This window comes from Roseivirga pacifica (assembly GCF_900111145.1).
Lineage (GTDB): Bacteria > Bacteroidota > Bacteroidia > Cytophagales > Cyclobacteriaceae > Roseivirga > Roseivirga pacifica.
The window spans coordinates 1,024,751-1,046,337 of the sequence record NZ_FOIR01000002.1 but is presented as its reverse complement, the minus strand read 5'-3'; the positions used below and the strand labels follow the sequence as shown (position 1 = coordinate 1,046,337).

The window sequence follows — 21,587 nt, the reverse complement described above, 5'->3', positions numbered from 1 at the left end:
TTAACCTGATTGACAAGAACGAAATTTGATATGGTTTAAATAATAAGGTTTGTTATTTGAACCGCAAAAATATGTATTTGAAAAATCAGGCTTGAGCAAACTTTATTGCATCCTTTGACCAAGGTTCGCTAGATTGAATGGCTTCCAGTACTTTGTTCGGGTCTTCGAAAACCGTCCAAATACCGCGATGTCTTTCGTTCATAAAGCCTTCTTCAATACTGTGGTCGAGCATCTTCAAAAGGTCATCGTAGTAGTTGTTAATATTCAGGATTACAATTGGTTTTGTAAAGATGCCTAGTCTTTTTAAGGTAATGGCTTCCATGAGTTCTTCCAAGGTGCCACAGCCTCCGGGCAGTGTTATTAGGGCATCAACTCCCACCATAAACTGTTTTTTCCTTTCGTGCATATCGGCAGTAAAAATAAACTCGTTCACATCCTTATGATGAAACTCCACTTCCTTCATGAAATGTGGCATTATCCCAATAATTCTACCATGCTCTTGAATTACTGTATCTGCCAATTCGCCCATTAGCCCACGGGCACCGCCACCATACACAATGGTTGTGTTGTTCTTTACCAAAGCTTTGGCCAAAACCCTTGTGGCTTCTTTGTAAAGTGGGTCTATTTTATCGCTAGAGGCACAGTAAATACAGACTTTCTTTATTTTTTGCATGGTAGTATATTCAGTTCTATAATGGGAATTTCGTTTTTATCTGTAGCAACTCAAAACAAACATCAACTTATTGTTTTGCAGCCTTTGGTGTAACTGTGGTATTCTATTGAGTGTTTTATAGTTACCTTTCTAAAAACCAATAACCTATTACAATGAAGTTGAAAATGCTTATTAGAGCATGCTTTGGCTTGCTTACAGTTGTTTTGTACCAAACTGTTTCAGCACAAGGCACCATGCTTTTAAGACAACCAACGGTGTCGTCTACCGACATTGTTTTTGTGTATGCCAATGATTTATGGAAAGTGCCGAAGAATGGCGGTAATGCCATAAGGCTAACAACCAACATTGGCGGAGAAACTAACCCGCACTTTTCGCCAGATGGTAAAATGATTGCCTTTACTGGGCAGTATGATGGGAATGCCGATGTTTACGTAATTCCTGCAACTGGTGGTGAACCAACTCGCCTAACTTATCATCCTTCAGCCGACAATGTTACTGGCTGGACACCCGATGGTAAAGTACTCTTTGCCTCGGCCAGAGAGAGTGTGCCAACCAAAGAATCCAAATTCTTTACCGTTTCTGTAAACGGTGGTCAGCCAGAAGCATTGAAAATTCCACGTGCTGTGGACGGGCAGCTATCTGCAGATGGTAAAATGATAGCTTATCAGCAGATTTCGTTCTGGGATCCTGAATGGCGTAACTACCGAGGTGGTCAAGCTAAACCAATCTGGATTGTTGACTTAAAATCGCTGGCTTTAAAGAAAACACCGCAGCCAGACAATGAAAGACATACAAGCCCTGTATGGTTAAATGGACTTGTTTACTTTCTGTCCGAAAGAGACTTTGCCAATAACATATGGAGCTTTAATCCAAAGACCGATGAGCTTAAACAGGTTACTTTTCATGCCGACTTTGACGTGAAAAACTTAGATGCAGGAGGCGGCTCGATTGTTTATGAGCAAGGAGGCTATCTGCATTTACTCAATCCGGCAGCAGGCAATGCCCAGCAGCTGAATATAAATGTTGCAGGCGATATGAATTGGGGCTCTCCACGATGGGTAGATGCACGTGCATTCGATTTGCGCAATGCCCAGATTTCGCCTACTGGCCAACGTGCCATCTTCGAGTTTAGAGGAGATATCATCACTGTTCCTAAAGAAAATGGAAACTGGAGAAACCTTACAAATACTAGCGGAGTAGCCGATAGGGCGCCAATATGGTCACCCGATGGTGAAAAAGTAGCTTGGTTTGCCGACCCTGATGGTGAATACCAGCTAATGGTAACAGACCAAAAGGCAACGGAAGCGCCAAAGGTAATTACCCTACCAAACCAGACTTTTTACTTCCGTCCGCAATGGTCGCCCGATAGTAAGTTCATAGCCTACACTGATACAGATTACAACCTGTGGTATGTAAATGTGGCGTCTGGCGAGGCTAAAAAAGTAGATACAGACTTATATGCGCATCCTACACGTTCGCTCAATCCAGAGTGGTCGCCCAATAGCAAATGGATTGCCTATGTGCAGCTACAGCCAAATCAATACAAAGCGGTAAAGGTTCATAGTATTGAAGCTGGGCAAACCCACCAACTAACCGATGCCATGGCAGATGCTATGACACCTGTTTGGGATGAGTCGGGAGACTACCTGTACTTTTTGGCCAGCACTACCTATGGCTTGGGCAGCGGCTGGCTCGATATGAGTTCTTACAATGCCCCGGTTACTTATTCACCTTATCTTATCGTGCTAAACAAGGATGGTAAAACGCCTTTCTTGCCCAAAAGCGATGAAGAGCCTGTTGGCGAAAAAGAGAAAAAGGAAAGCAAGGAAGAGGTAAGCGTTACAATTGATGTTGACGGAATTGCGCAGCGCATTGTAGCAATTGATGTTCCTGCCAGATCGTATGGCGGCATGCTGCCCGGGCCAAAGGGTCATTTCTTCTTCACCGAATCTGTGCCTAATGAAGGTACCAAGTTAAATCGCTATTCAATCGAAGAGCAGAAGAGCGTAACTTTCTTGCCAAGCTTTAGTGAGGGAGTTGTTTCAGCCGATAAAAAGAGCTTATTGTACCGTGCTGGTGCTAGTTGGGGGATAGTTTCTACCAGCGGAGGCGCCAAAAAACCAGGAGATGGCCGATTAAATATTAGCGGTGTAAGAATTAAGGTTGATCCACGCGAAGAGGCGAAACAGATATTTAGAGAAGGCTGGAGGTACATGCGCGACTTCTTGTATGTAGATAACACGCATGGTGCTCCTTGGCAAGAGGTTTGGGAGTGGTACTCACCATGGATAGATCATGTAAGACACCGATCGGATCTCAACTATGTGGTAGACATCATGAGTGGTGAGATAGCTGTCGGTCACTCTTATGTTTCTGGTGGAGATTACCCTTCGCTTGAAAGTGATAGGGTAGGCTTATTGGGCGCAGATGTTGTGCTCGATAAAAATGGTTTCAAGATCGAGAAGATCTATAATGGAGAAAGCTGGAACCCCGGTCTAACGGCTCCTTTGGCTCAACCCGGCCTTGATGTAAATGAAGGCGATTACATAGTGGCCATAGATGGCGAACCCCTAAATAAGAATAGTAATTTCTACAGTTATTTGGTAGGAACTGCCAATAGACAGGTAACTCTTTCGCTAAATAGTAAAGCAAGTTTGGATGGAGCCAGAGAGGTAATTGTAAAAACGGTTTCTAATGAGCGAAATTTACGCAGTTTCGATTGGGTAGAAGGGAATCGCAGAATGGTTGACGAGCTTTCTGATGGCAAGCTGGCCTACGTTTACGTGCCGAACACCAGTGGGCCTGGCTATACTTATTTCAACCGCTATTATTTCGCGCAGCAGGATAAAAAAGGCGCTGTGATTGACGAACGAAACAACGGTGGAGGCTCAGCGGCTGATTACATGGTAGATATCATGTCGCGAAAAATCCAAGGATACTTCAATAGTAGAGTGGCAGGTAATAGGCCATTTCCTTCGCCAGGTGCTGGTATTTGGGGGCCTAAGGTGATGATTATTAACGAAAGAGCTGGGTCAGGTGGTGACTTACTGCCATTCCTTTTCCGCCAAATGGAGATTGGGCCTTTAGTAGGCACCAAAACTTGGGGCGGACTAGTAGGAACATGGGATACCCCTCCATTTATCGATAATGGTAGAATGGTGGCACCTAGAGGTGGTTTTTATAATGTTGATGGCGAATGGGATGTGGAAGGTTTAGGCATTGCGCCAGATATCTTGGTGGAACAAACGCCAAAACTAGTGGTAGATGGTAAAGACCCACAATTAGAGGAAGCCGTAAAAGAAGCATTGAGGCTGCTAAAAACAGAAGGAGTTGAATTGAAGCCTGAGCCAGCGGCACCAGTAAGGTGGAAAAGGCCAGTAAAAAAGAACTAATTCCTGTTACTAAATCTAAAACAGACTTTAACATACAGATAAGATGAAACCCCTGATTTTCAGGGGTTTTTTCATACATTGCATGCACCAACATGCTAACCTCAACCATTACAGTAGTATGTGCTATAGCTGCACTACTATTAGTTACTAACGCCAACAAACGAGTTACCAAACTCACTACCATTGCACTAGCTCTAGCCAGTGTACTTTATCTCGATCCGGTAATAGGCATAGGTCCTTTCGGTCATTATGTGTTTGCTTTTGTTTCCATAATCGCAGCAGTAGAGCCATCACATTCCTTGAATTTAAAGGCATACCATAAGTCATTTTTTGTGATTACGGGGTTGGTAGTAGTACTGTTTAGCCTGTTGACTGCGCTAAGGTTACCCTTCTATGTTCCAAAGCTCCCGTTTGGTGTGCTGTACCTAGCTTTCTTTGGGTACTATTTTGCCAACGATAAGAGGCGTCTAAAATCCCGATTGGGTATTTTAATCGTTTGGGCTGGCCTTGCATTACGATGGGTAATCACTTTCATTTAAATTATAAGTAGTCCGCTAGTCGTTTTTACCTTGCGTTTTTAAGCTGAAAAAGCGTAGTATTAAAGGCTAGAAATGAAGGATTCAAATCAAAATTTATTCATGAAAAATAATTTAACCAAGTGGTGTTTAGCACTGCTATTTTTTATTGGGCTAAGTGCGAACATCAGTGCGCAAGACAAGCTCCAGAAAATGCCTGGTTACGACAGGTACAGAGAGATTGCCCCACAAATTAGGTCTTCTGTAGTTTCAGGAGCTATTTATGCCGAGTGGGCTGAGGATGGAAAGTCATTCGAATACAACCAAGATGGTAAGCGTTACAGCTACGATGTGCGCAAAAAAGAAACTACTGAAATTGGTGATGCTACACGTCCGCAAAGAAGATGGAGAGGCGTAGCCCGTGGCCGCCAGTATGCATCGGCCGATTCGCCAAACGGTGAGTTGAAAGCCTACACCAAAGACCGTAACATGTACATTAGCAATGCCGATGGTAGCAATGTGGTGGCTATTACAAAAGATGGAAACGAGCAGACGCGACTAAAGTACGGAATTGCTACTTGGGTTTATGGTGAAGAGCTTGGCCAAAGCACAGCAATGTGGTGGTCACCAGATAGCAAGAAAGTAGCTTTCTACCGATTTGATGAAAGTACTACTGACACCTATTACGTTTTACTAAACCAGTTAGAGGCATACGATTCGTTAGAAGTAATGTCGTACCCGAAAGTTGGTGCTAAAAACCAGCCGGTAGACCTAATGGTGTACGATTTGGAAACCAAGAAAACTACCTTGTTAGATATCCGCGATGGTAAGGCTTACGAGGATGGTCCAATTGGTACCTACATTTATGGTATTGACTGGACACCTGATGGTAAGGAGCTGCTTTTCCACAGCACCAACCGTAGACAAAATATAATGGAGTACAAAGCTGCCGACCCTAATACAGGTAAAACCCGAGTGGTTGTGCGCGAGGAGTGGTTGCCAAGCTTTACTAAAAACACCCCTGAGATGGAGATTTTGGCCGATGGTCAGCGTTTTATCTGGGCTTCTGAAAGATCTGGTTTCAATAACTACTACCTGTACAATTTTGACGGCACTTTGATCAATGCACTTACTCAGCACGACTTTGAGGTATCGAACATTGTGAAGGTTGATGAAGAAGCTGGTGAGGTTTACTACATGGCAAGAAGTGGAGAAAACCACATGAAAATGCAGTTGCACCGTGTAAAGCTTGATGGAACAAAGGATACGCGTTTAACAGATCCTGCCTATAACCACAGTGTAAGCATTGCACCTGACGGCAAACACTTTGTCGATGTGGCACAAACGCACGATGTGGCTCCATTCACTAACCTAATTAATGCCAAAGGCAAAGTGGTGGCTGAATTGGCCAAGAGTGATATGACCAAATTCAATGAGCTTGGTTTGAAAAAAGTGGAGGTATTCACTTTTACTTCGGCCGATGGTGAGACTGAGCTACACGGTATGTTGCACTTCCCAAGCAACTTCGACCCGAACAAAAAATACCCGCTAATTTTGAGCAACTACGGTGGCCCGGCTACTAATGCATTCAGAGAAACATTTACTTACCCTGATGCTTTGACAGAGTACGGTTTCTTAGTAGCCAATATTGATGGTAGAAATGTACGCGGTAGAGGTAAAGAGCTGCTAGACCAGCTGTACGGAAACCTTGGGATTGTAGAAATGGACGACTTTGCCGCTGGTATTAAGTCCCTTTATAACAGACCGTATTTCGATAAAGAGAGCGTAGGGGTTTACGGAACTTCTTACGGAGGAACTACCGCAGCAACCAGCCTTTTAAGGTACCCAGACGTATACCATGCCGCTGTTGCAAACTCGGCAGTAACAGACTGGAGAAACTATGACAACATTTACACTGAGCGCTATATGAGCACCTTGGAAGATAACTTGGAAGGCTATGAAGCTTCTAGCCTGATGAATATGGCCAAAGACTTGGATGGCGAGTTGATGATCTTTTTCGGAACTAGTGATAACAATGTGCACCCGTCTAATTCACTACAGCTAATTGACGCTTTGCAAAAAGCAAGAAAGAGCTTTGAGGTGCAAGTAGGTCCAGATAAAGGCCACACGGCAATGGATAGAGAAAGAATGATGGAGTTCTTTATCGATCGATTGGTATTGCAAAAAGGCATTCCAATCGAAATTGATAGATAATCTATCTTAAAACCATACGGCTGTAGATGGCTAACGTCATCCTGAGGGAGAAAATTTCTCCTTAGAGAAATGGTCGACCGAAAGAATCTGTTTGTTGATTGCACTGCATTTAACGGACAGATTCTTTTTGTTTTGATACCACAGACTTTAGAATAGCGGTCAGCTTTTACGGTAGCATGATATTGTTTTTCACCCGATTCAATAAATTGCATTGATGATCACTAAATCAATCGAAAATGAAAAAGCTATTGCTATGTATAACCATTGCCTTAATTATGACGGCATGTTCCAGTAATACTGTTCCGGCAGAAGGTCTAAGGCATGTGGTGTCGTTTAAATTTAAGCCCGATGCTAGCGAAGAACAGGTGAAAGCCCTTATTCAAGCATTCGAAGGACTTCAAAAAGACATTCCGCAGATCAAAGCGTTTGAGTGGGGATTGAATAACAGTCCCGAGGGTTTCGATAAAGGCATGACGCACATTTTTCAGTTGACCTTTGAAAATGCTAAGGCACGCGATGAATATTTACCACATCCCGCACATAAGGATTTTGGCGATACACACGGTGGTATTATTGAAGACTTGGTAGTAGTAGATTACATCATCGAATAATAAACGAATAATTACCCATTTAACTAATTACCCAAATTATGGCACACGAAATTGAATACAACCTAATTGGTGATGATATGCAGTTGGTCGAGATAATTCTCGATCCGAATGAAACGGTTAGGGCAGAGGCCGGAACCATGATGTACATGGATCAGCACATTAACATGGACACCGGAACGGGTGGCGGTTTAATGAAGGGGCTAAAGCGCATGTTTACCGGAGAGAGCTTTTTCATTACATCCTTTACCAATCAGGGCAGGGAGAAGGAAAAAGTGGGCTTTGCATCACCATATCCTGGTAAAATTGTGCCTATTGATCTTTTGCAGAAAGGAGGGGAGTTCCTTTGCCAAAAAGATGCCTTTTTATGTGCAGCGCATGGTATCGAAATAGAAGTGGCTTTTACCAAGCGATTTGGAGCAGGGCTTTTCGGTGGTGAAGGCTTTATTTTACAAAGACTCACTGGCGATGGTTTGGCCTTTATTCATGCAGGTGGGACCATAATAGAGCGCGATTTAAAACCGGGTGAAACACTACGCGTAGATACAGGCTGCTTGGTTGGTTTTGCCCCTACAGTTAACTACGATGTGCAGTTTATTGGAGGCTTTAAAAATGCGCTTTTCGGTGGCGAAGGACTTTTCTTAGTCAACCTTACAGGGCCAGGGAAAGTGTATCTGCAGAGTCTGCCGTTCAGTAAACTAGTTGACAGAATTCACAGAGCTTTACCACCAGCTAGGAGCAATGATTAGATGGAGTTAATTAACCCCCAGCTCAACAACAATCGGTAGGTGGTCTGAGCCAATTCGCTCTCCTATTTTTCTGCTTTTAACCAACAGCCTTGAGCTTACTAGGCAATGATCCAAAGTCACTCTTAAGGGAGTGATGTTTGCCGGCCATGTTGGCTGAAGTCCATGGCCTTTTCTGCTATCCACTAGGCCAGTAGTTTTTAGCAGTGATTTAAAGTGAGGGGAAAAGGAAGAGGTGTTTAAATCTCCAACCAGTATAGTCTCGTGATTATTTGACTGAACAAACGCTGCAATTGCTGCCAATTGATTGTTTCGCAAATTGGCATACTCGGCTCCAATAGGCGGCAAGGGGTGCGTTGCAATTAGTGTGGTTTTGGTACCGTTTAAGTTGAATTCCCCAACTATCGATGGTAGTTGTGCGCTACCCATAGTTACCATTTTTAATTCAGAAAAGGGCAGCTTACTAAATACTGCAATGCCAAAATTATTTTCTTGTGGAATGGCTAACTGATACGGGTAATTTGAGGAAATGCTGGAAAGCGCGGTGTGCCATTTACCGTTATATTCTTGAAGTACTAGAATATCTGGGTTGGTTGCTGCTACGAAAGCAATAACCTCAGAAAAGGCACTATTGGAGCTTAGCAGATTAATCGAAGATAGCTTTACACTGTCCTCTGTACTGACAACCTTTTTTCCACCAAAATAGAAGGGGAGAATTTCTATAAGCAGTAAGAGCACGATTGGGGTAAAGAGTATTGCCTTCTTTCGCTTTAAAAATATAAGTAGGCCTGTTGAAATGCTTAAAATTACTAAGTACTGAAAACGAAAATGACTTAGTAAATCGAGGCTCCAGTGCCACTTTGCAAAATAGGAAGCTAGGCAAATTAAAGAAACCGACACCGCAATAAAGAAGAGTAAGTTTGGAATGGCCTTCTTCATTTATACCAATGATTTAACTAATGTTAAATGCTTCTTTAATTCCGCCAATGAGCATTGCCATGCCAATTACGGCAAGAATTAGTCCCATCAGTTTGGAGATTACTTGGATCAGATTTTCTCCAAGTTTTTCATAGAAATAGGTAGCCGACCGAAAGGTTAAATAGGTTAATAGGCAGATTCCGGCAAACATTAGGGCTACAGTAGCCACATGCTTAATTGGTTGGTCGGCCGTGAGGTTAATAGCTGTAACGATGGTTCCTGGTCCAGCCAGAATGGGTATGGCCAAAGGCGAAATGGCAATACCAATATCGATGTTGTCGGTGTCGTTCGACTGTACTTTGGAACTTTGCGTTAGTAGCATTTCGAAGCCAATATAGAAAATGATAATGCCGCCCGTAATACGCAGCGCTTCTATGGTTAGGCCAAATATGTTGAAGATGTAATTGCCCCCGAACATAAACACCGCAACAATAAAAAAAGCATTAATACAGGCCTTTGAAGCGATTTCATTCCTTTTTTCCTTCGATGTCTTTTTAGTCAAGCTTAGAAACACTGGTAAGTTGGCAAAAGGATTCATTATGGCAAAAAAGGCCATAAATGTGGTGAAAAGGCTGGTTACATAGTCATGCATTGAGTCAATTTAAGAAATCAGGCTAAAAGTTTTCTATTGTGCTTAAAAACTTTGGCGATTATAGCGTAACCAGTGGCCTTCCGCTTTGACAAACTTTTGGCTGGGGTAAGTGATGATGGTCCTGCTTATTGTAAAGTTGCTAGCATCAGTTTGTCAAAGTTTGGGTTGGTATGTGCTTTGGTGAAGACACCAAAGCTGGCGGTGCGGGCATACCTTTTATTAGTTCACCAAAGCTGGCGGTGATGGTATGCTTTTGAGGCGGTGTGGGTTACTTTCTTTTAGGTGCTTAAGTTGATGATAACGGTACGCTTTTGTGAGGATACCGAAACTCGTACTACACAATTAAGCGCAGATCTTTCTGGCCATACCTTTGAAAATTGGTCCGTGAAAAGGTAAAACAGCGTACCAATAAAGTCGGCCGGCAAGTCCCCTAGGCCGGAATGTAGCTGTTTGGTGGAGTTCACCATCTTTAATTTGAAATTCCAGCCAAGCTTCACCGGGTAGCTTCATCTCTGCAAAAAGCAATAGCCGCTTTTCTTCCTTGTCGGCATAAATAACACGCCAAAAATCGAGCGTATCGCCTGCTTGAATGTGGTCTAAATTTGTTCTTCCCCGCCTTAAACCAACACCCCCAGCAAGTTTATCCAAATAGCCTCTTATTTTCCATAGCCAGGTGGCATAGTACCAGCCAGTATCACCGCCAATTCGCCATATTCTATCAATGGCTTTGTCTTCGTTGCTCACCTTGCGTACACGCAGGTCTTTAAAGCAGCCGTAAGTAGGTACTTTAATGTAGTCTGAAATTTTATAGTCGAGTCTACCGCTTACCGTGGAGTCTTTCCAGCTAGAAACAATTTCGTTCTGTTCAATTCTTCGGAATGCGCGCCTAATACATTCCTTGTAGGGTAGTGGATTTATATTCAATAAGCGGAGAATCTTATCGTCTTTGGCCACTACTTCCACCTTCATGCTATCAACAAGCGAAACGGCTAAGGAGTAAGTAGTGGAGGTGATGAAATAGAGCCAGTAGGAGGAAAGCTTGGGAGTCATTACGGGGACTGTCCAAATGTATCTTTTTAAGCCTCTTACCTCAGAGAAATCCAATAACATTTGCTTGTAGCTCAATACTTCATTTCCGGCAATGTCGTAGCTGGTATTGAAGGTGGTTTCGTTGTTTAAAACACCCGTTAGAATGCAAATTACATCTGAAATGCCAATGGGCTGGCATTTGGTTTTCAACCACCTTGGAGCGACCATAATGGGTAGTTTTTCGACTAAATCGCGTATTATTTCGAACGAGGCACTGCCAGATCCAATGATAATGCCGGCACGTATGGTTGTGAGTGCATAGCTGCCTTTTCCTAAGGCTATCTCAACGTTTTTTCGTGAGTTAAGGTGTTTTGAAAGGGTTTCAAAGTTGACAATTCCGCTTAGGTAAATTACTTGCTTGGCTTGAGTATCATTTATGCGTTCTCTAAAGTTGATGGCGGCATTTTTCTCAAGTTCCTCATAGTCTATGGAGGTCGACATGGAGTGAACTAAGTAGTAGGCTGCATCTATGTTGTTCGGAATGTTTTTGAGCGATTCGGGTTTGTTGAGGTCTACTTCAATAATGGAAATGCTTTTGGACACCGAAGGGCCAGCATGGAATTTCTGCTTATCGCGAACACAGCAGATTACGTGATGGCCCTGTTCCACAAGCACAGGTAAAAGTCGTTTGCCAATGTAGCCGGTAGCACCGGTAAGAAGTACATTCATATTTGTAAGAAGGCTTCTGTAATGAAAGTAAATTTATTGCCCATTGTTTCAGGCTAAGGGAAAATAGAGCAATAAATCAGTTGATTATTGCGGTAATGGCTTAACTCCCTTTGACAAACTTTTACTGTGGTAACTGGCGATGCTTTGGTTTATTCGAAAGCGGTGTGTATTAGTTTGGGTAGGTAAATGCTTTGGTGAGGACACCAAAGCTGGCGGAGCCAAGGTTGAATGCTTTACACATATGTTCTTTGTTGGGAGCTAAATTTTCGGTAACGGGTTTGGCATTATATTTCTTGTAAATGGGGCTAAAGTTCAATTAATTAGCCCCATAAGACATTGTTTTATTTAACCTCACTCTTCCCAATCACTCGCTTAACCAAAGGCCCAATGGTTAAACCTTGGCCTATAATGGAGAAAACCACAATTACATAGGTGACAGTTACAAATAGTTCGCGCTCCATTTCTGGTTGAAGCGAAAGTGCCAAGGCGATCGAGATACCGCCTCTTATTCCACCCCAAGTCATAATCATGTCTGTTTTAGGGATGAACTCTAGCTTTTTGTTAAACAGCATAATTGGCCCTTTTAGGGCGATATAGCGGGCAATTAAGGTTACAGGAATGGCCAACAATCCAAGCAATATATATTCACCGTTTATGGTGATAATCAGCAATTCGAAACCGATAAGCACAAATAGGATTGCATTTAGAAATACGTCAATAACTTCCCAAAACTTGTCTACATAGTTTTGTGTGGTTTTAGACCAAGCAATTTCTGGCGATTTATTTCCGATTAAAATACCTGCAACAACTACCGCTAGCGGGCCGGAGAAATGCACCGCATGGGCAATGGTGTAAATAGCCATCACTAAGGCAACAGTAATCAGTACTTCGGTTTCGTAGTGGTCAATGCTTTTCATTAGCTTAAAGCCCAGCCAGCCCATTACAAGACCAAGCGCTATGCCGCCAAATACCTCTTCGAAGAATAGGAAGCCAACTTCTTCAGCATCTACGGCAGCAATTCCCTTTTGGGCAATGGAGAAAATCACCAAGAAAACCACTACGCCAACACCATCATTAAATAGCGATTCGCCTACAATTTTGATCTCTAGTTTTTTAGGCGCATTCGCTTCTTTAAGAATACCCAAAACGGCAATGGGATCGGTAGGGGAGATAAGTGCGCCAAACAGCAGGCAGTAAATGAAATCTATTTGGTGGCCGACCGCTATGGCGACATAGTAGAAAATTCCGCCAACGATAAAGGTAGAAACCACCACTCCAAAGGTAGCGAATAGCATAATTGGGCCTCGGTGTTTGGCCAATGCATCGAGTTTGGTGTGTAGGGCTCCGGCAAAAAGCAAGAAGCTCAGCATTACCTCCAGCAATAGCGTTTTAAAGTCGATCGAGTTGATTAGCTCCTTGGCGTTTACCATTACGCTGTTGTTAAAGTGACCCAATCCAATGATAACCAGTGTAAAACACATGGCAATAATCATTAGTCCTATGGTAAAAGGCAGTTTTAAGAACTTGGTATTAATAAAAGCAAAAAGTGCCGAAAGAACAGTTAGAACTGTAATAATGGTAAATACATCGAAGTGCATAAGCTGTTATGGTTTATCGAAAATATAGCGAATGGTTTAAAAATCTGAGGCCTTGCTCAATTTTTCTTGTAGATGTTGTACATGGCCTTTGGCATAACCACTTGAGCAACGCCATCGGTTAGGCCGCGCACTAAAAAGCCCAGTTCGCCAATATATAGCGGCCGCGTGTAGTGATAGTTTACGGAGTATCGATCGCCAGACTTTTCATCATGCGAGTTATTCTTTACTAGCAGATTGGCAATGCCCGACTTGAGCCATTTAGTTTTGTCGTGCTTGTTTTTAAACTCTACTTTCAAATCTTGATAGTCGAAGATCATTTGGCCGGTGTTGTGGTATTTGTCACACTTTCCCGTAAAGTAAATGTTGTTGATCTTTCCATCTTTCAGGTTGATTTTGCCCATGCTGGCAAAAATTGGGTTGAAGCTCTCGAAGGACATGGCCGAAATGTGACCTGAATAAGTTTGTGTTTCCGGTGCCGAAAGTGGAAAGTCTACCGAAAGCGATAGGTCTCCTTCGCCCATAAACTTGCCTTCTAGCAGGGAGTAGATGGTGTCTGCTACATTTTCGTTCTTTCTAAAGTTGGCAAAATACCCGTTTACGTTCTCAAAGTACACTGTGGCGGGCTGTGTCTGTTCTTTGGCTAGTACCTCGTACTTCAGGTTCATATGCGCTATCAGCACGGAATCTATATCCAAATGGTGTGGAATTTTTGTGATCAGTTCACCAAAAACAGGCTTCTCTTTCTGCTCATTGCGCGGAATGTTCATGTTTTGAAAAAGCGTAATATCAGGCTGAATCAGCGCTATGTTTTTAGCTTTGATCGTATTCTCATGCAGCAGCGATTTAAAGTGCAGGCCAGTGATGTCTATAGTGTCTATGCTGATATTGAAAATAGTTTTTCTAAAGTCTTGGTTTACACTGGCCTGATAGAGGTTTCGTTTGGGCAAGGCCTTAACTCCGGCATTAGTTAGTTTGCCTTCTTTCAAGTCCATTTCGCTGCTATTCATGGCAAATCGGTAGGGAGAAAAGCGTGGAATAAAGAGCGCGTTTTCCAGAGACATTACTAGCCCATCAATCGACATGTAGTCTTTTACAGCGCCTGTTTTTTCAAGGTCCAAAGTGAGTGATTGTCCTTTAAGCGAGAGATTGTCTCCACCATAAAGGGTGTCTAAGGTATTGTTTCCATAAACGAGCGCACCACTGCCGCCTTCAATCATTACCTCTTTAAAAGTGAGCGACTTTAGTAAGTCTTTAATATTCGAATCACCCTTTTGGGGTGCTTTGAGGCTAAGCGTACCTCTTTCTGGGGCAACCATTAAAAGCTGTGGGTTTTTCAACCCAATTTGGTCTATGCTAAGCTTGCTTCTAAATAGCAGATCCATCATGTGAATGCCCAGAATGTCGAACTCGTCCGTATCGAAGAACATGGCGGGAAGCTGCGCAGCCAGAGGGTTTTCTACCGTATCGGTGGTGAACTTTACACCCAATAGTTTGATGTTGAGCTTCAGTCCATTAAGTCCGTTGCGGCTATCCTCAAAACTGATTTGATAGTATTGCTGAAAGGTGTCATCGAGTTTGGCGGAGAGTTGCTTTCGCATAATGCCTTCTAAAAAGAAGGTGACAAATAGGAAGCCTCCGATAAAAATTGACAGTAGGGTGATGAGAAGTGCGCGGAGCTTTTTGTTCATTAAGTTTAAGATACACTAAAACAACCAATAGTTGATGAATTAGTTTAGGTGGGGAGAGCTAAGGAGCCAACAAATTACTACACCTTTAATCCTTTTCAGTTTTCTGAGAATTTTAAATAACAAGTAATATTCTACCTCATATCTTCACTAGTGTTATGGTTCTATGCGAAGTGTAAATCTATGTTAACAGATTTTAGAAGGGCTTTAGATAAGTCTAATTTCACCGGTATGAGAAATAAAAACAATCTTCACATACTGCTCATTTGTGTTTCACTATTGGGTATATTGGTTTTTCAAGCCATACTAATTCAAGGTGATTATTTAGATAAGCGAGCCGAGTTTAGGCAAGATGTAAACCAGTTCTTTACCGAAAGTTTAGATTCGGCTAAAGCAGAGCGGAGTAGCAGACTCAACCAGATGTACATTGATGATTTACGCGATACCTCCATTGTTAAAATTGAATATGACTTAAATGATGAGGCTCCTTCATTGAGCATTTATAATGTTGTAGAACAAAATTATGAAGCTTCTATTTCCACCGAACGTGCTAGCCTTCCGATTGACTCTTTGACCGAAGAGGCTCTTTTTAACCACTATTTTCTGAACAACACCAATCAGGATAACCACTATTGGCTATTACACAGTATAATGCACAATCGGTTTGACATCTATAGAGATACGGTTTCAATAGACCAGGATTATTTGAAAAACACATTGAAGCGAAAGCTTGACGAGGCCTTTATTGATGTCGATTTTGAGCTTTTAATAACAACCGATGAGGGAATAGTGGACAGCTCGCTTAAGGAAATGATAACCATGCCCAAGGAACTGATTGGTGGGGCTGAAAATGACTACATATATGCGGTGTTCCAGAATCCGTTTTTCGAGGTGCTTAAACGCTCTCTGGCACTACTGATTGGGGCTTTTTTATTATTTTTAATGGTCTTGTTCAGCTTCTTATTATTGGTTAGATCTTTATACACACAGCGCAAGTTGTCTAAGCTAAAGGACGACTTTATCGATAGTGTAACTCACGAACTGCTCACACCAATTGCAACGCTCAAATTGGCACTGGAGAGTGAAAGACAGCGAAACAAAAATGATGAGTCAAAATACCTTAAGATTGCTGATCAGGAGCTTAAGCGCATAACCGATATAACCCACAACGTATTGAATTCAGGTTTGCATAAACATGTGAAGGCCGAAGTGCCCAAGCAAATGGTTGAGGTAGTTAGCGTGATTAATGAGGTTTTAACCTACAATAAGTTGGTGAGCTCAATACCATTTGAAACTTCCTTTTCGGGTGACCAAAAAGTTAATGTGGTGACAAATGAGGAGCTATTGAAAACAGTACTGAATAATTTAATTGACAACGCCATTAAGTATTGTGACAAAGGGCAAGCATGCTTGGCTGTGGATATTAAAAAGAGTATGAGCGAGCTAGTTATTCGAATTGAGGATAATGGCCGGGGTATTCCTCCGGAACACCAAGAGGCGATTTTTAATAAGTTTTACCGTGCGCCTTTATTAGCACACGAATCCATTAAAGGGTTAGGGGTTGGATTATTTGTCTCAAGGTCCATAATGGAAAGCCTAGGGGGGAGTTTAGGCTTAATCAGCTCCTCCATTAACGGTAGTGTGTTTGAAATAAAGCTAAACCTAGGGGATGAGAACTAGCAGAATACTATTGGTTGAAGACGAAGCATCGCTGGCATTATTGGTAAAAGAAGGGTTGGAAGGCGAGGGCTACTTGGTTCATCACGGCAGAACGGGCGAAGAGGCTATTCAACTATTTAAAAGACATACTCCTGACCTGATTATTCTGGATGTTATGATGCCGAAGCTCAATGGGTTTGATGCTGCACAAACTATAAGGCAGGTAGACAAGACCACACCAATAATTTTTCTGTCTGCGAAAATACAAGCCAAAGATGTGGTACAGGGATTTAAGGTTGGTGCCAACGATTATATCAGAAAACCCTTTAGTATGGAAGAGCTATTGATGAGGGTGAAGGTAGTGCTTGACGGTGTTCAGTTGGTCTCAAACAAGCAGAGTGAACTTACAAGCTTTCCAATTGGCAATTCGGAGCTAAGACCAAACAGGCTTGAAGTACTGGTGAATAATAAAGAACAGGTGAAACTTACGGCCAGAGAAACGGAGCTGCTCCGTTTGCTTTGCATTAATAAAGAGGTTTTGCTAACCAAAGAAAGCTTACTCTTGAGTGTGTGGGGAAGTGATTCGTTTATTAACTCACGAAGCCTCGATGTTTTTATTTCTAGGTTAAGAAAGAAGCTGAAGAGTGACGAAGCTATTGCTATTATCAATGTGCGCGGCCAAGGATATAAAATCGTGGTTAATCGGTAATGTTTTGGGGAGTATTGCGGACGGAAAACTTGCCTTAGTTGATATAATAAAGCGCCAAATAGCAGGTAAATGGCTATGTTAGTCTCTCTTTCATAGCGGTGTTTATTAATTCATTGAATCTCTTCAATGCTGTATAGCTTATTCATTTGATTGCTCATCATGCTCTCTGGAGTAAGCTGCATCATTCCTTTTAATACTTTTTGGCCGAAGGCATGGTGCGCCATTTTGCCGAAACGCCACGAATTATTCACCACGTAGTCTACTTTAGCTCTTCTTTTATCTTCAAAATTTTGGAAGGCGTCTATTGGGGCACCCAGGTGTTTATTGAGCAGCTGACTGATGTAGTACGCATCTTCTATTCCTTGGCAAGCACCTTGGCCCATATTCGGGGTAGTGGCATGGGCTGCATCGCCCAACAGGCAGGTAGTTGAATTGTGCCAACTGTCCAGCCTTTTCAGGTCCATTAATTCGCTAATATGTAGGCCTGAAGCATTGTTGATTAGCTCAAGAAGAACAGGGTGGAAATCTTTGAATAACGTGCTCAAAGTAGCGCTGTTCAGTTCATTCGGGCAAATCGATTTATTGATCACTGCAAAGAAGTAAACAGTTTCTTTCGATAGCTGTGAAAAGCCGAAGCGTAGTTTATTACCCCAAACTTCTTTGCCTTCGTGCTGTAGTGCTTTGGGCATCTGAAAGTTGGCAATACCTCTGCAACATATTTGGCCTGATTTTCTTAACTGAGTAGGAAGACCCATAGCACTGCGGACTTTAGAGTGAATGCCATCGGCACCGAGTACGGTGTCTGCTGTGGTTGCTGAATTTTCAAACTGAATATGCACTCGGTCATTTTCAATGCTGAAAGATTGGAAGGCCTTGTTTAGCTTAACCGCTGAATGCTGGCTAAGCTTGTCGTGCAACAGGCGTTGTAATTTCCCTCGGTGAATAGCGATGGTTTGATTACCGAATTGGTCTGAAACCACATCGTTTTTTATCTTTTTGAAGGGCTTTAATTGACTGTCGGTAATTTCCATTTTGTTCAACAGGAAGCCTTGCGACTGCACTTCTTGCGCTATGCCTAGCCATTGCAGCACCCTTATGGCGTTGGGTTGTAGCCATACGCCTGCACCAATTTCGTTGAGCTGCGGTGCTTTTTCGTATACCGTTGCGTCAATATTTAGTCGTTTTAAAGCTAGGGCGGTAGTGAGACCAGTTATACCGCCACCTATGATTGCAATTTCCACCTATTTTGTAATTTTAGGTCAAATATACTAAAATAGGTCAAGTGTACTAATTTTATGAAAACAAAGGAGAAAATACTGGCCACCGCGTTAGAATTATTCAATAAAAATGGGCTGAAGGAAGTTACCCTGCGCCAAATCGCCAAGGCCATGAATATTAGCCAGGGTAACCTTAACTACCATTACAAGGTGAAGAGTGACATCGTTTCTGCTTTATACTTTCAGCTGGTAGAGCGTATGAATATTGAAATCGGTCAACTGGTGCAAAGCCAACCGATAATGTCCTTTTTGAGCGAAAGCTCACTTATTTCTATGCGCGTTTTATACGACTATAGGTTTATTACCAAAGACTTATATGCGGTGCTAGATTCAGATGATGAGCTAAAACAACACTATGTTGGGTTACAGCAAACGCGTAAACAACAGTTTTTGGCGCTGTTCACAAATATGATAACCGAGGGGCTTTTGAGGCCTGAAGAGTTTACCAATGAATATAAAAGGCTTTACGAGCGAATGAATATCCTTGGCGATAACTGGATAAATGCCGCTGCTTTGCTGAATAATACCGAGTCTGTTGTTGATCATTATCACGCGCTATTATTCGAGGTAGTCTATCCATACCTGACCGAAAAGGGTAAGGAAGCGTTTTTTAAAACTCAAAAGTTGAATGACTGAATGAGTCAAAACAAAACCCCAAGCTAGATTTATCAAACTGGGGCTTTGTTTTAAACACTTATCCATTTATCCGAAATGTTGCTTTTGCGTGGCTATCATCATATGTGGGCTAAAGGCTAATAGTTGAGGATCGTTTTCTGTAAGTGATAATAACCTCATTAGGGTGTCTTTTCGCTCATCATCTGCCATGCTAGCGAAAAAATCTTTGTCCAACCAAGCCAACCCTTCCACTGCGTAGGTGTTAAGGTACTTTAATCCTTGATTATCGAACTCTGTTTTCAATTGTTCTGGATTGTAATAATATGCTTCGGCTAAAAGCCATGGAAAGTCATCGGGTGGATTGTGTATTCCACTGCTCAGTTCTTCCGCACACATTTCAAAGAATGCTCTTTTGTGAATTAAGCCATGTAATAGCCCCACCAAGGTAGATGCTGTATAGTTGATGGCAAAGGCTAAAATGATTCCGTTATTCTTCAATACTCTTTTGGCTTCTTGAATGGTCTGGTTTCTATCGTGCTCGTTTTGAAGATGATAAAGGGGGCCATGAAGAATAACCAAGTCAGCATAGTTAGCCTTAAAATTCAGCTTTCGCGATTCGCCACAATGCACCCTGAATTTGTTTTTCAACTTGTTTGCCCTGTTTTGAGCGATCTGTAGATGCTTCTGTACAGGCTCAATCAAGTGCACCCGATGTCCATTGTTTGCTAGCCATTCCGCATATTTTCCTGTTCCACCGCCAATGTCCATTATTGTTAGAGAGCGGCCTTCGGTTATATGTCTTTGTATTAGTTGTTTTACTCTTTCAAACTCGAATATTCCCATTCCTTTGTTCAGTCTGGTTTCTTCCGATGCCTTGGTATAAAAGAGATCTATGTTGCTGCTTATTAGCTGTTTACTTTTCATGTTTATGAATTGAACTATTACGTAAAGCATTGGCAAAACGCAATAGGGGAGTCGACAAAAGATTCGATCCTTTTGATTAAATGATGATGAAATAAAAGGGTGTAATTGTCCTAATCTTGATGACGCGAGACGCTCAAGCAATTAGGAATCTCCTCCAGATTTGGAAGAGTTGGGTAGTATATGAATTAGTAAAACAGACTATAAAGATAGAAGATAATAAAATAGGGAGGTGGCCTGAGCCGAAGATTCTATGCTTTATTAAACCGTAAGAGTCTTGAAATGGGGGCGAGAGGTATCCCTGAGGACTTTGGTTAAGATAAACTGTTTGTAACCAGCTTTTTATTTAAATGGGTCGCTGTATTTTTCATCGTTAAGCATTTGGTCGTCTGTTAACGTATTAAGAAAGGCAATCAAAGCATTTTTTTCTACCTCTGTGAGGTTGAATTGTCCAACTTGACCACTTGAATTGACTAATGGCGAAGCCAAATTTGAATGATTTTGAATGCCTGAACTGTAATGATTGATAACATCTTCTAAAGTGGCAAATCGTCCATCGTGCATATAGGGCGGTCTAATCGCAATATTCCTTAAGGAAGGTGCCTTAAATTTACCAATGTCATTAGGGTTTCCTGTTGTTTCATTTACGCCCAAATCTGTTGTTGAATTTGAATCAAGTCCGTTAATTGTAGCAAATGTTGTTCTGCCTTGATTTCTTAGAATAGGACCGACAAATGCCTCTGAAACGTGGCAAGCGGCACAATTTCCATTGAGCCCGTTGGTTAATCTTCTAGGTAGAAAGAATAATTCTTTTCCTTGATTTTCTTGGGCTGTAAAGCTTGGGAAATCCATAATAGGAGAAGATACTTCACTTCTAGCTTGGTCGTATCGTGAAGTTGTACTAACCATACTTCTAATGAATTGGGCTAATGCTTTAGAAATTCTATTACTGTTAATTGAGTTATCTCCAAAAGCGTTTTCGAATAATGTTGGATAGTAAGTTTGACTGCTCACAATATTCTCTAATTCTTGAAGCGTCAACCCCATTTCTACATCATCTTGAAAAGGCATTAAAACTTGATCTTCTAAAGTTTCGGCACGTTCGTCCCAAAAGAATTTTCCAGTGGCATAAAATCGAGCATTTACTATTCCCATAGAGTGCCTTCTTGTTTGTTCACCATCAAAGCCTTCACTTAAAATCTTCGGGTCAGAAAATCCATGTGTAGCTTGGTGGCAAGAAGCACAAGAAACTGTTCCATTTGCACTTAATTTTTTGTCATAGAAAAGTACTCTTCCCAATGTTGCTCCCGCATCAGTTATCGGGTTATCGCTTGGCGTATTGTCATATTCAGTAGCTGCTTGCTGAAATTGAAATTGTGAAGGGAATCCGTTGCTTGTGTAATGGTTGGGGAGTTGAATATTTGCATAATTGAAATATTGGTCAGGCAAATTCAATTCAGCAAATGGGTCAATTGGTTCGATCGTACCGTTGTCGTCTTTTGAACAAGCGACTATCAATACCATAACTCCGATTATCACACTTGCAATTACTTTTTTCATTGTACCGTTTTCTGCTTAGACACTGGATGTTAGAATTTTATTTTATCGAAAGGTTTAATTTACACCCTTGTCTTAAGTTGGCTACAA

At 41.9% G+C, this 21,587-nt stretch carries 17 protein-coding genes; 8 read left to right on the top strand and 9 right to left on the bottom strand.

Features of this window, described 5'->3' with window-relative positions:
- Positions 1-85: 85 nt before the first annotated feature.
- Positions 86-673, bottom strand: a complete 588-nt coding sequence (locus tag BMW98_RS13240; RefSeq protein WP_090259056.1) for an LOG family protein — start codon at positions 671-673, stop codon at positions 86-88.
- Positions 674-825: 152 nt separating this feature from the next.
- On the opposite strand from BMW98_RS13240, the gene BMW98_RS13235 reads away from it, so the two are divergent.
- The 5 genes from BMW98_RS13235 to BMW98_RS13215 all read left to right on the top strand — a co-directional run bounded on the left by BMW98_RS13235 (position 826) and on the right by BMW98_RS13215 (position 8,151).
- Positions 826-4,065: a S41 family peptidase gene (locus BMW98_RS13235; protein ID WP_090259055.1), complete on the top strand. Its 3,240-nt coding sequence runs from the start codon at positions 826-828 to the stop codon at positions 4,063-4,065.
- A gap of 92 nt (positions 4,066-4,157) precedes the next feature.
- Entirely contained in the window at positions 4,158-4,604 is a 447-nt protein-coding gene (locus BMW98_RS13230) for a hypothetical protein (RefSeq protein WP_090259054.1), read from the top strand.
- Between the two features lie 99 nt (positions 4,605-4,703).
- The gene (locus BMW98_RS13225) at positions 4,704-6,794 is read left to right on the top strand and encodes a S9 family peptidase (RefSeq protein WP_090259465.1); all 2,091 of its coding nucleotides are present in this window, start codon (positions 4,704-4,706) and stop codon (positions 6,792-6,794) included.
- 236 nt (positions 6,795-7,030) lie between these two features.
- Complete coding sequence (locus tag BMW98_RS13220; protein WP_090259053.1) at positions 7,031-7,405, top strand: Dabb family protein; 375 nt, start codon at positions 7,031-7,033, stop codon at positions 7,403-7,405.
- Positions 7,406-7,443: 38 nt separating this feature from the next.
- Positions 7,444-8,151, top strand: coding sequence for a TIGR00266 family protein (locus BMW98_RS13215; protein ID WP_090259052.1), 708 nt, complete (start codon positions 7,444-7,446; stop codon positions 8,149-8,151).
- 6 nt (positions 8,152-8,157) lie between these two features.
- Here the strand turns inward: BMW98_RS13215 and BMW98_RS13210 are convergent, their stop codons facing one another.
- The 5 genes from BMW98_RS13210 to BMW98_RS13190 form a co-directional block, all read right to left on the bottom strand.
- A complete protein-coding gene (locus BMW98_RS13210; protein ID WP_090259051.1) occupies positions 8,158-9,087 on the bottom strand; it encodes an endonuclease/exonuclease/phosphatase family protein in 930 nt (309 codons plus the stop codon).
- 13 nt (positions 9,088-9,100) lie between these two features.
- Positions 9,101-9,718, bottom strand: a complete 618-nt coding sequence (locus BMW98_RS13205) for a MarC family protein (RefSeq protein WP_090259050.1) — start codon at positions 9,716-9,718, stop codon at positions 9,101-9,103.
- 342 nt (positions 9,719-10,060) lie between these two features.
- Complete coding sequence (locus BMW98_RS13200) at positions 10,061-11,476, bottom strand: SDR family oxidoreductase (RefSeq protein WP_090259049.1); 1,416 nt, start codon at positions 11,474-11,476, stop codon at positions 10,061-10,063.
- Between the two features lie 341 nt (positions 11,477-11,817).
- Positions 11,818-13,074 (bottom strand): cation:proton antiporter, encoded by a 1,257-nt coding sequence (locus BMW98_RS13195; protein WP_090259048.1) that lies wholly within the window; start codon positions 13,072-13,074, stop codon positions 11,818-11,820.
- Between the two features lie 56 nt (positions 13,075-13,130).
- Entirely contained in the window at positions 13,131-14,762 is a 1,632-nt protein-coding gene (locus BMW98_RS13190; RefSeq protein WP_090259047.1) for an AsmA family protein, read from the bottom strand.
- 228 nt (positions 14,763-14,990) lie between these two features.
- Here BMW98_RS13190 and BMW98_RS13185 point away from each other — a divergent pair, with 228 nt between their 5' ends.
- Positions 14,991-16,439 (top strand): sensor histidine kinase, encoded by a 1,449-nt coding sequence (locus tag BMW98_RS13185; protein ID WP_162844724.1) that lies wholly within the window; start codon positions 14,991-14,993, stop codon positions 16,437-16,439.
- Positions 16,429-17,127, top strand: coding sequence for a response regulator transcription factor (locus BMW98_RS13180; protein ID WP_090259045.1), 699 nt, complete (start codon positions 16,429-16,431; stop codon positions 17,125-17,127). Before BMW98_RS13185 ends, BMW98_RS13180 begins: the two co-directional genes overlap by 11 nt.
- Positions 17,128-17,237: 110 nt before the next feature.
- On the opposite strand, the gene BMW98_RS13175 is transcribed toward BMW98_RS13180, so the two are convergent.
- Positions 17,238-18,368, bottom strand: a complete 1,131-nt coding sequence (locus BMW98_RS13175; protein ID WP_090259044.1) for an FAD-dependent oxidoreductase — start codon at positions 18,366-18,368, stop codon at positions 17,238-17,240.
- Between the two features lie 54 nt (positions 18,369-18,422).
- On the opposite strand from BMW98_RS13175, the gene BMW98_RS13170 reads away from it, so the two are divergent.
- Positions 18,423-19,040 (top strand): TetR/AcrR family transcriptional regulator, encoded by a 618-nt coding sequence (locus BMW98_RS13170; protein WP_090259043.1) that lies wholly within the window; start codon positions 18,423-18,425, stop codon positions 19,038-19,040.
- A 66-nt stretch (positions 19,041-19,106) separates the two neighbouring features.
- On the opposite strand, the gene BMW98_RS13165 is transcribed toward BMW98_RS13170, so the two are convergent.
- Together BMW98_RS13165 and BMW98_RS13160 are read right to left on the bottom strand one after the other, a co-directional pair.
- Entirely contained in the window at positions 19,107-19,943 is an 837-nt protein-coding gene (locus BMW98_RS13165) for a class I SAM-dependent methyltransferase (protein ID WP_090259042.1), read from the bottom strand.
- 339 nt (positions 19,944-20,282) lie between these two features.
- A complete protein-coding gene (locus BMW98_RS13160) occupies positions 20,283-21,500 on the bottom strand; it encodes a cytochrome-c peroxidase (protein WP_090259041.1) in 1,218 nt (405 codons plus the stop codon).
- Positions 21,501-21,587: the final 87 nt, after the last annotated feature.

What these genes read in the sequence shown, in the direction of transcription:
- BMW98_RS13180 (WP_090259045.1), top strand. Translation starts at nt 16,429, where the DNA reads ATGAGAACTAGCAGAATACTATTGGTTGAAGACGAAGCATCGCTGGCA.
- BMW98_RS13160 (WP_090259041.1), bottom strand. Translation starts at nt 21,500, where the DNA reads ATGAAAAAAGTAATTGCAAGTGTGATAATCGGAGTTATGGTATTGATA.
- BMW98_RS13200 (WP_090259049.1), bottom strand. Translation starts at nt 11,476, where the DNA reads ATGAATGTACTTCTTACCGGTGCTACCGGCTACATTGGCAAACGACTT.
- BMW98_RS13215 (WP_090259052.1), top strand. Translation starts at nt 7,444, where the DNA reads ATGGCACACGAAATTGAATACAACCTAATTGGTGATGATATGCAGTTG.
- BMW98_RS13205 (WP_090259050.1), bottom strand. Translation starts at nt 9,718, where the DNA reads ATGCATGACTATGTAACCAGCCTTTTCACCACATTTATGGCCTTTTTT.
- BMW98_RS13225 (WP_090259465.1), top strand. Translation starts at nt 4,704, where the DNA reads ATGAAAAATAATTTAACCAAGTGGTGTTTAGCACTGCTATTTTTTATT.
- BMW98_RS13230 (WP_090259054.1), top strand. Translation starts at nt 4,158, where the DNA reads ATGCTAACCTCAACCATTACAGTAGTATGTGCTATAGCTGCACTACTA.
- BMW98_RS13220 (WP_090259053.1), top strand. Translation starts at nt 7,031, where the DNA reads ATGAAAAAGCTATTGCTATGTATAACCATTGCCTTAATTATGACGGCA.
- BMW98_RS13240 (WP_090259056.1), bottom strand. Translation starts at nt 673, where the DNA reads ATGCAAAAAATAAAGAAAGTCTGTATTTACTGTGCCTCTAGCGATAAA.
- BMW98_RS13165 (WP_090259042.1), bottom strand. Translation starts at nt 19,943, where the DNA reads ATGAAAAGTAAACAGCTAATAAGCAGCAACATAGATCTCTTTTATACC.
- BMW98_RS13170 (WP_090259043.1), top strand. Translation starts at nt 18,423, where the DNA reads ATGAAAACAAAGGAGAAAATACTGGCCACCGCGTTAGAATTATTCAAT.
- BMW98_RS13235 (WP_090259055.1), top strand. Translation starts at nt 826, where the DNA reads ATGAAGTTGAAAATGCTTATTAGAGCATGCTTTGGCTTGCTTACAGTT.
- BMW98_RS13210 (WP_090259051.1), bottom strand. Translation starts at nt 9,087, where the DNA reads ATGAAGAAGGCCATTCCAAACTTACTCTTCTTTATTGCGGTGTCGGTT.
- BMW98_RS13195 (WP_090259048.1), bottom strand. Translation starts at nt 13,074, where the DNA reads ATGCACTTCGATGTATTTACCATTATTACAGTTCTAACTGTTCTTTCG.
- BMW98_RS13190 (WP_090259047.1), bottom strand. Translation starts at nt 14,762, where the DNA reads ATGAACAAAAAGCTCCGCGCACTTCTCATCACCCTACTGTCAATTTTT.
- BMW98_RS13185 (WP_162844724.1), top strand. Translation starts at nt 14,991, where the DNA reads ATGAGAAATAAAAACAATCTTCACATACTGCTCATTTGTGTTTCACTA.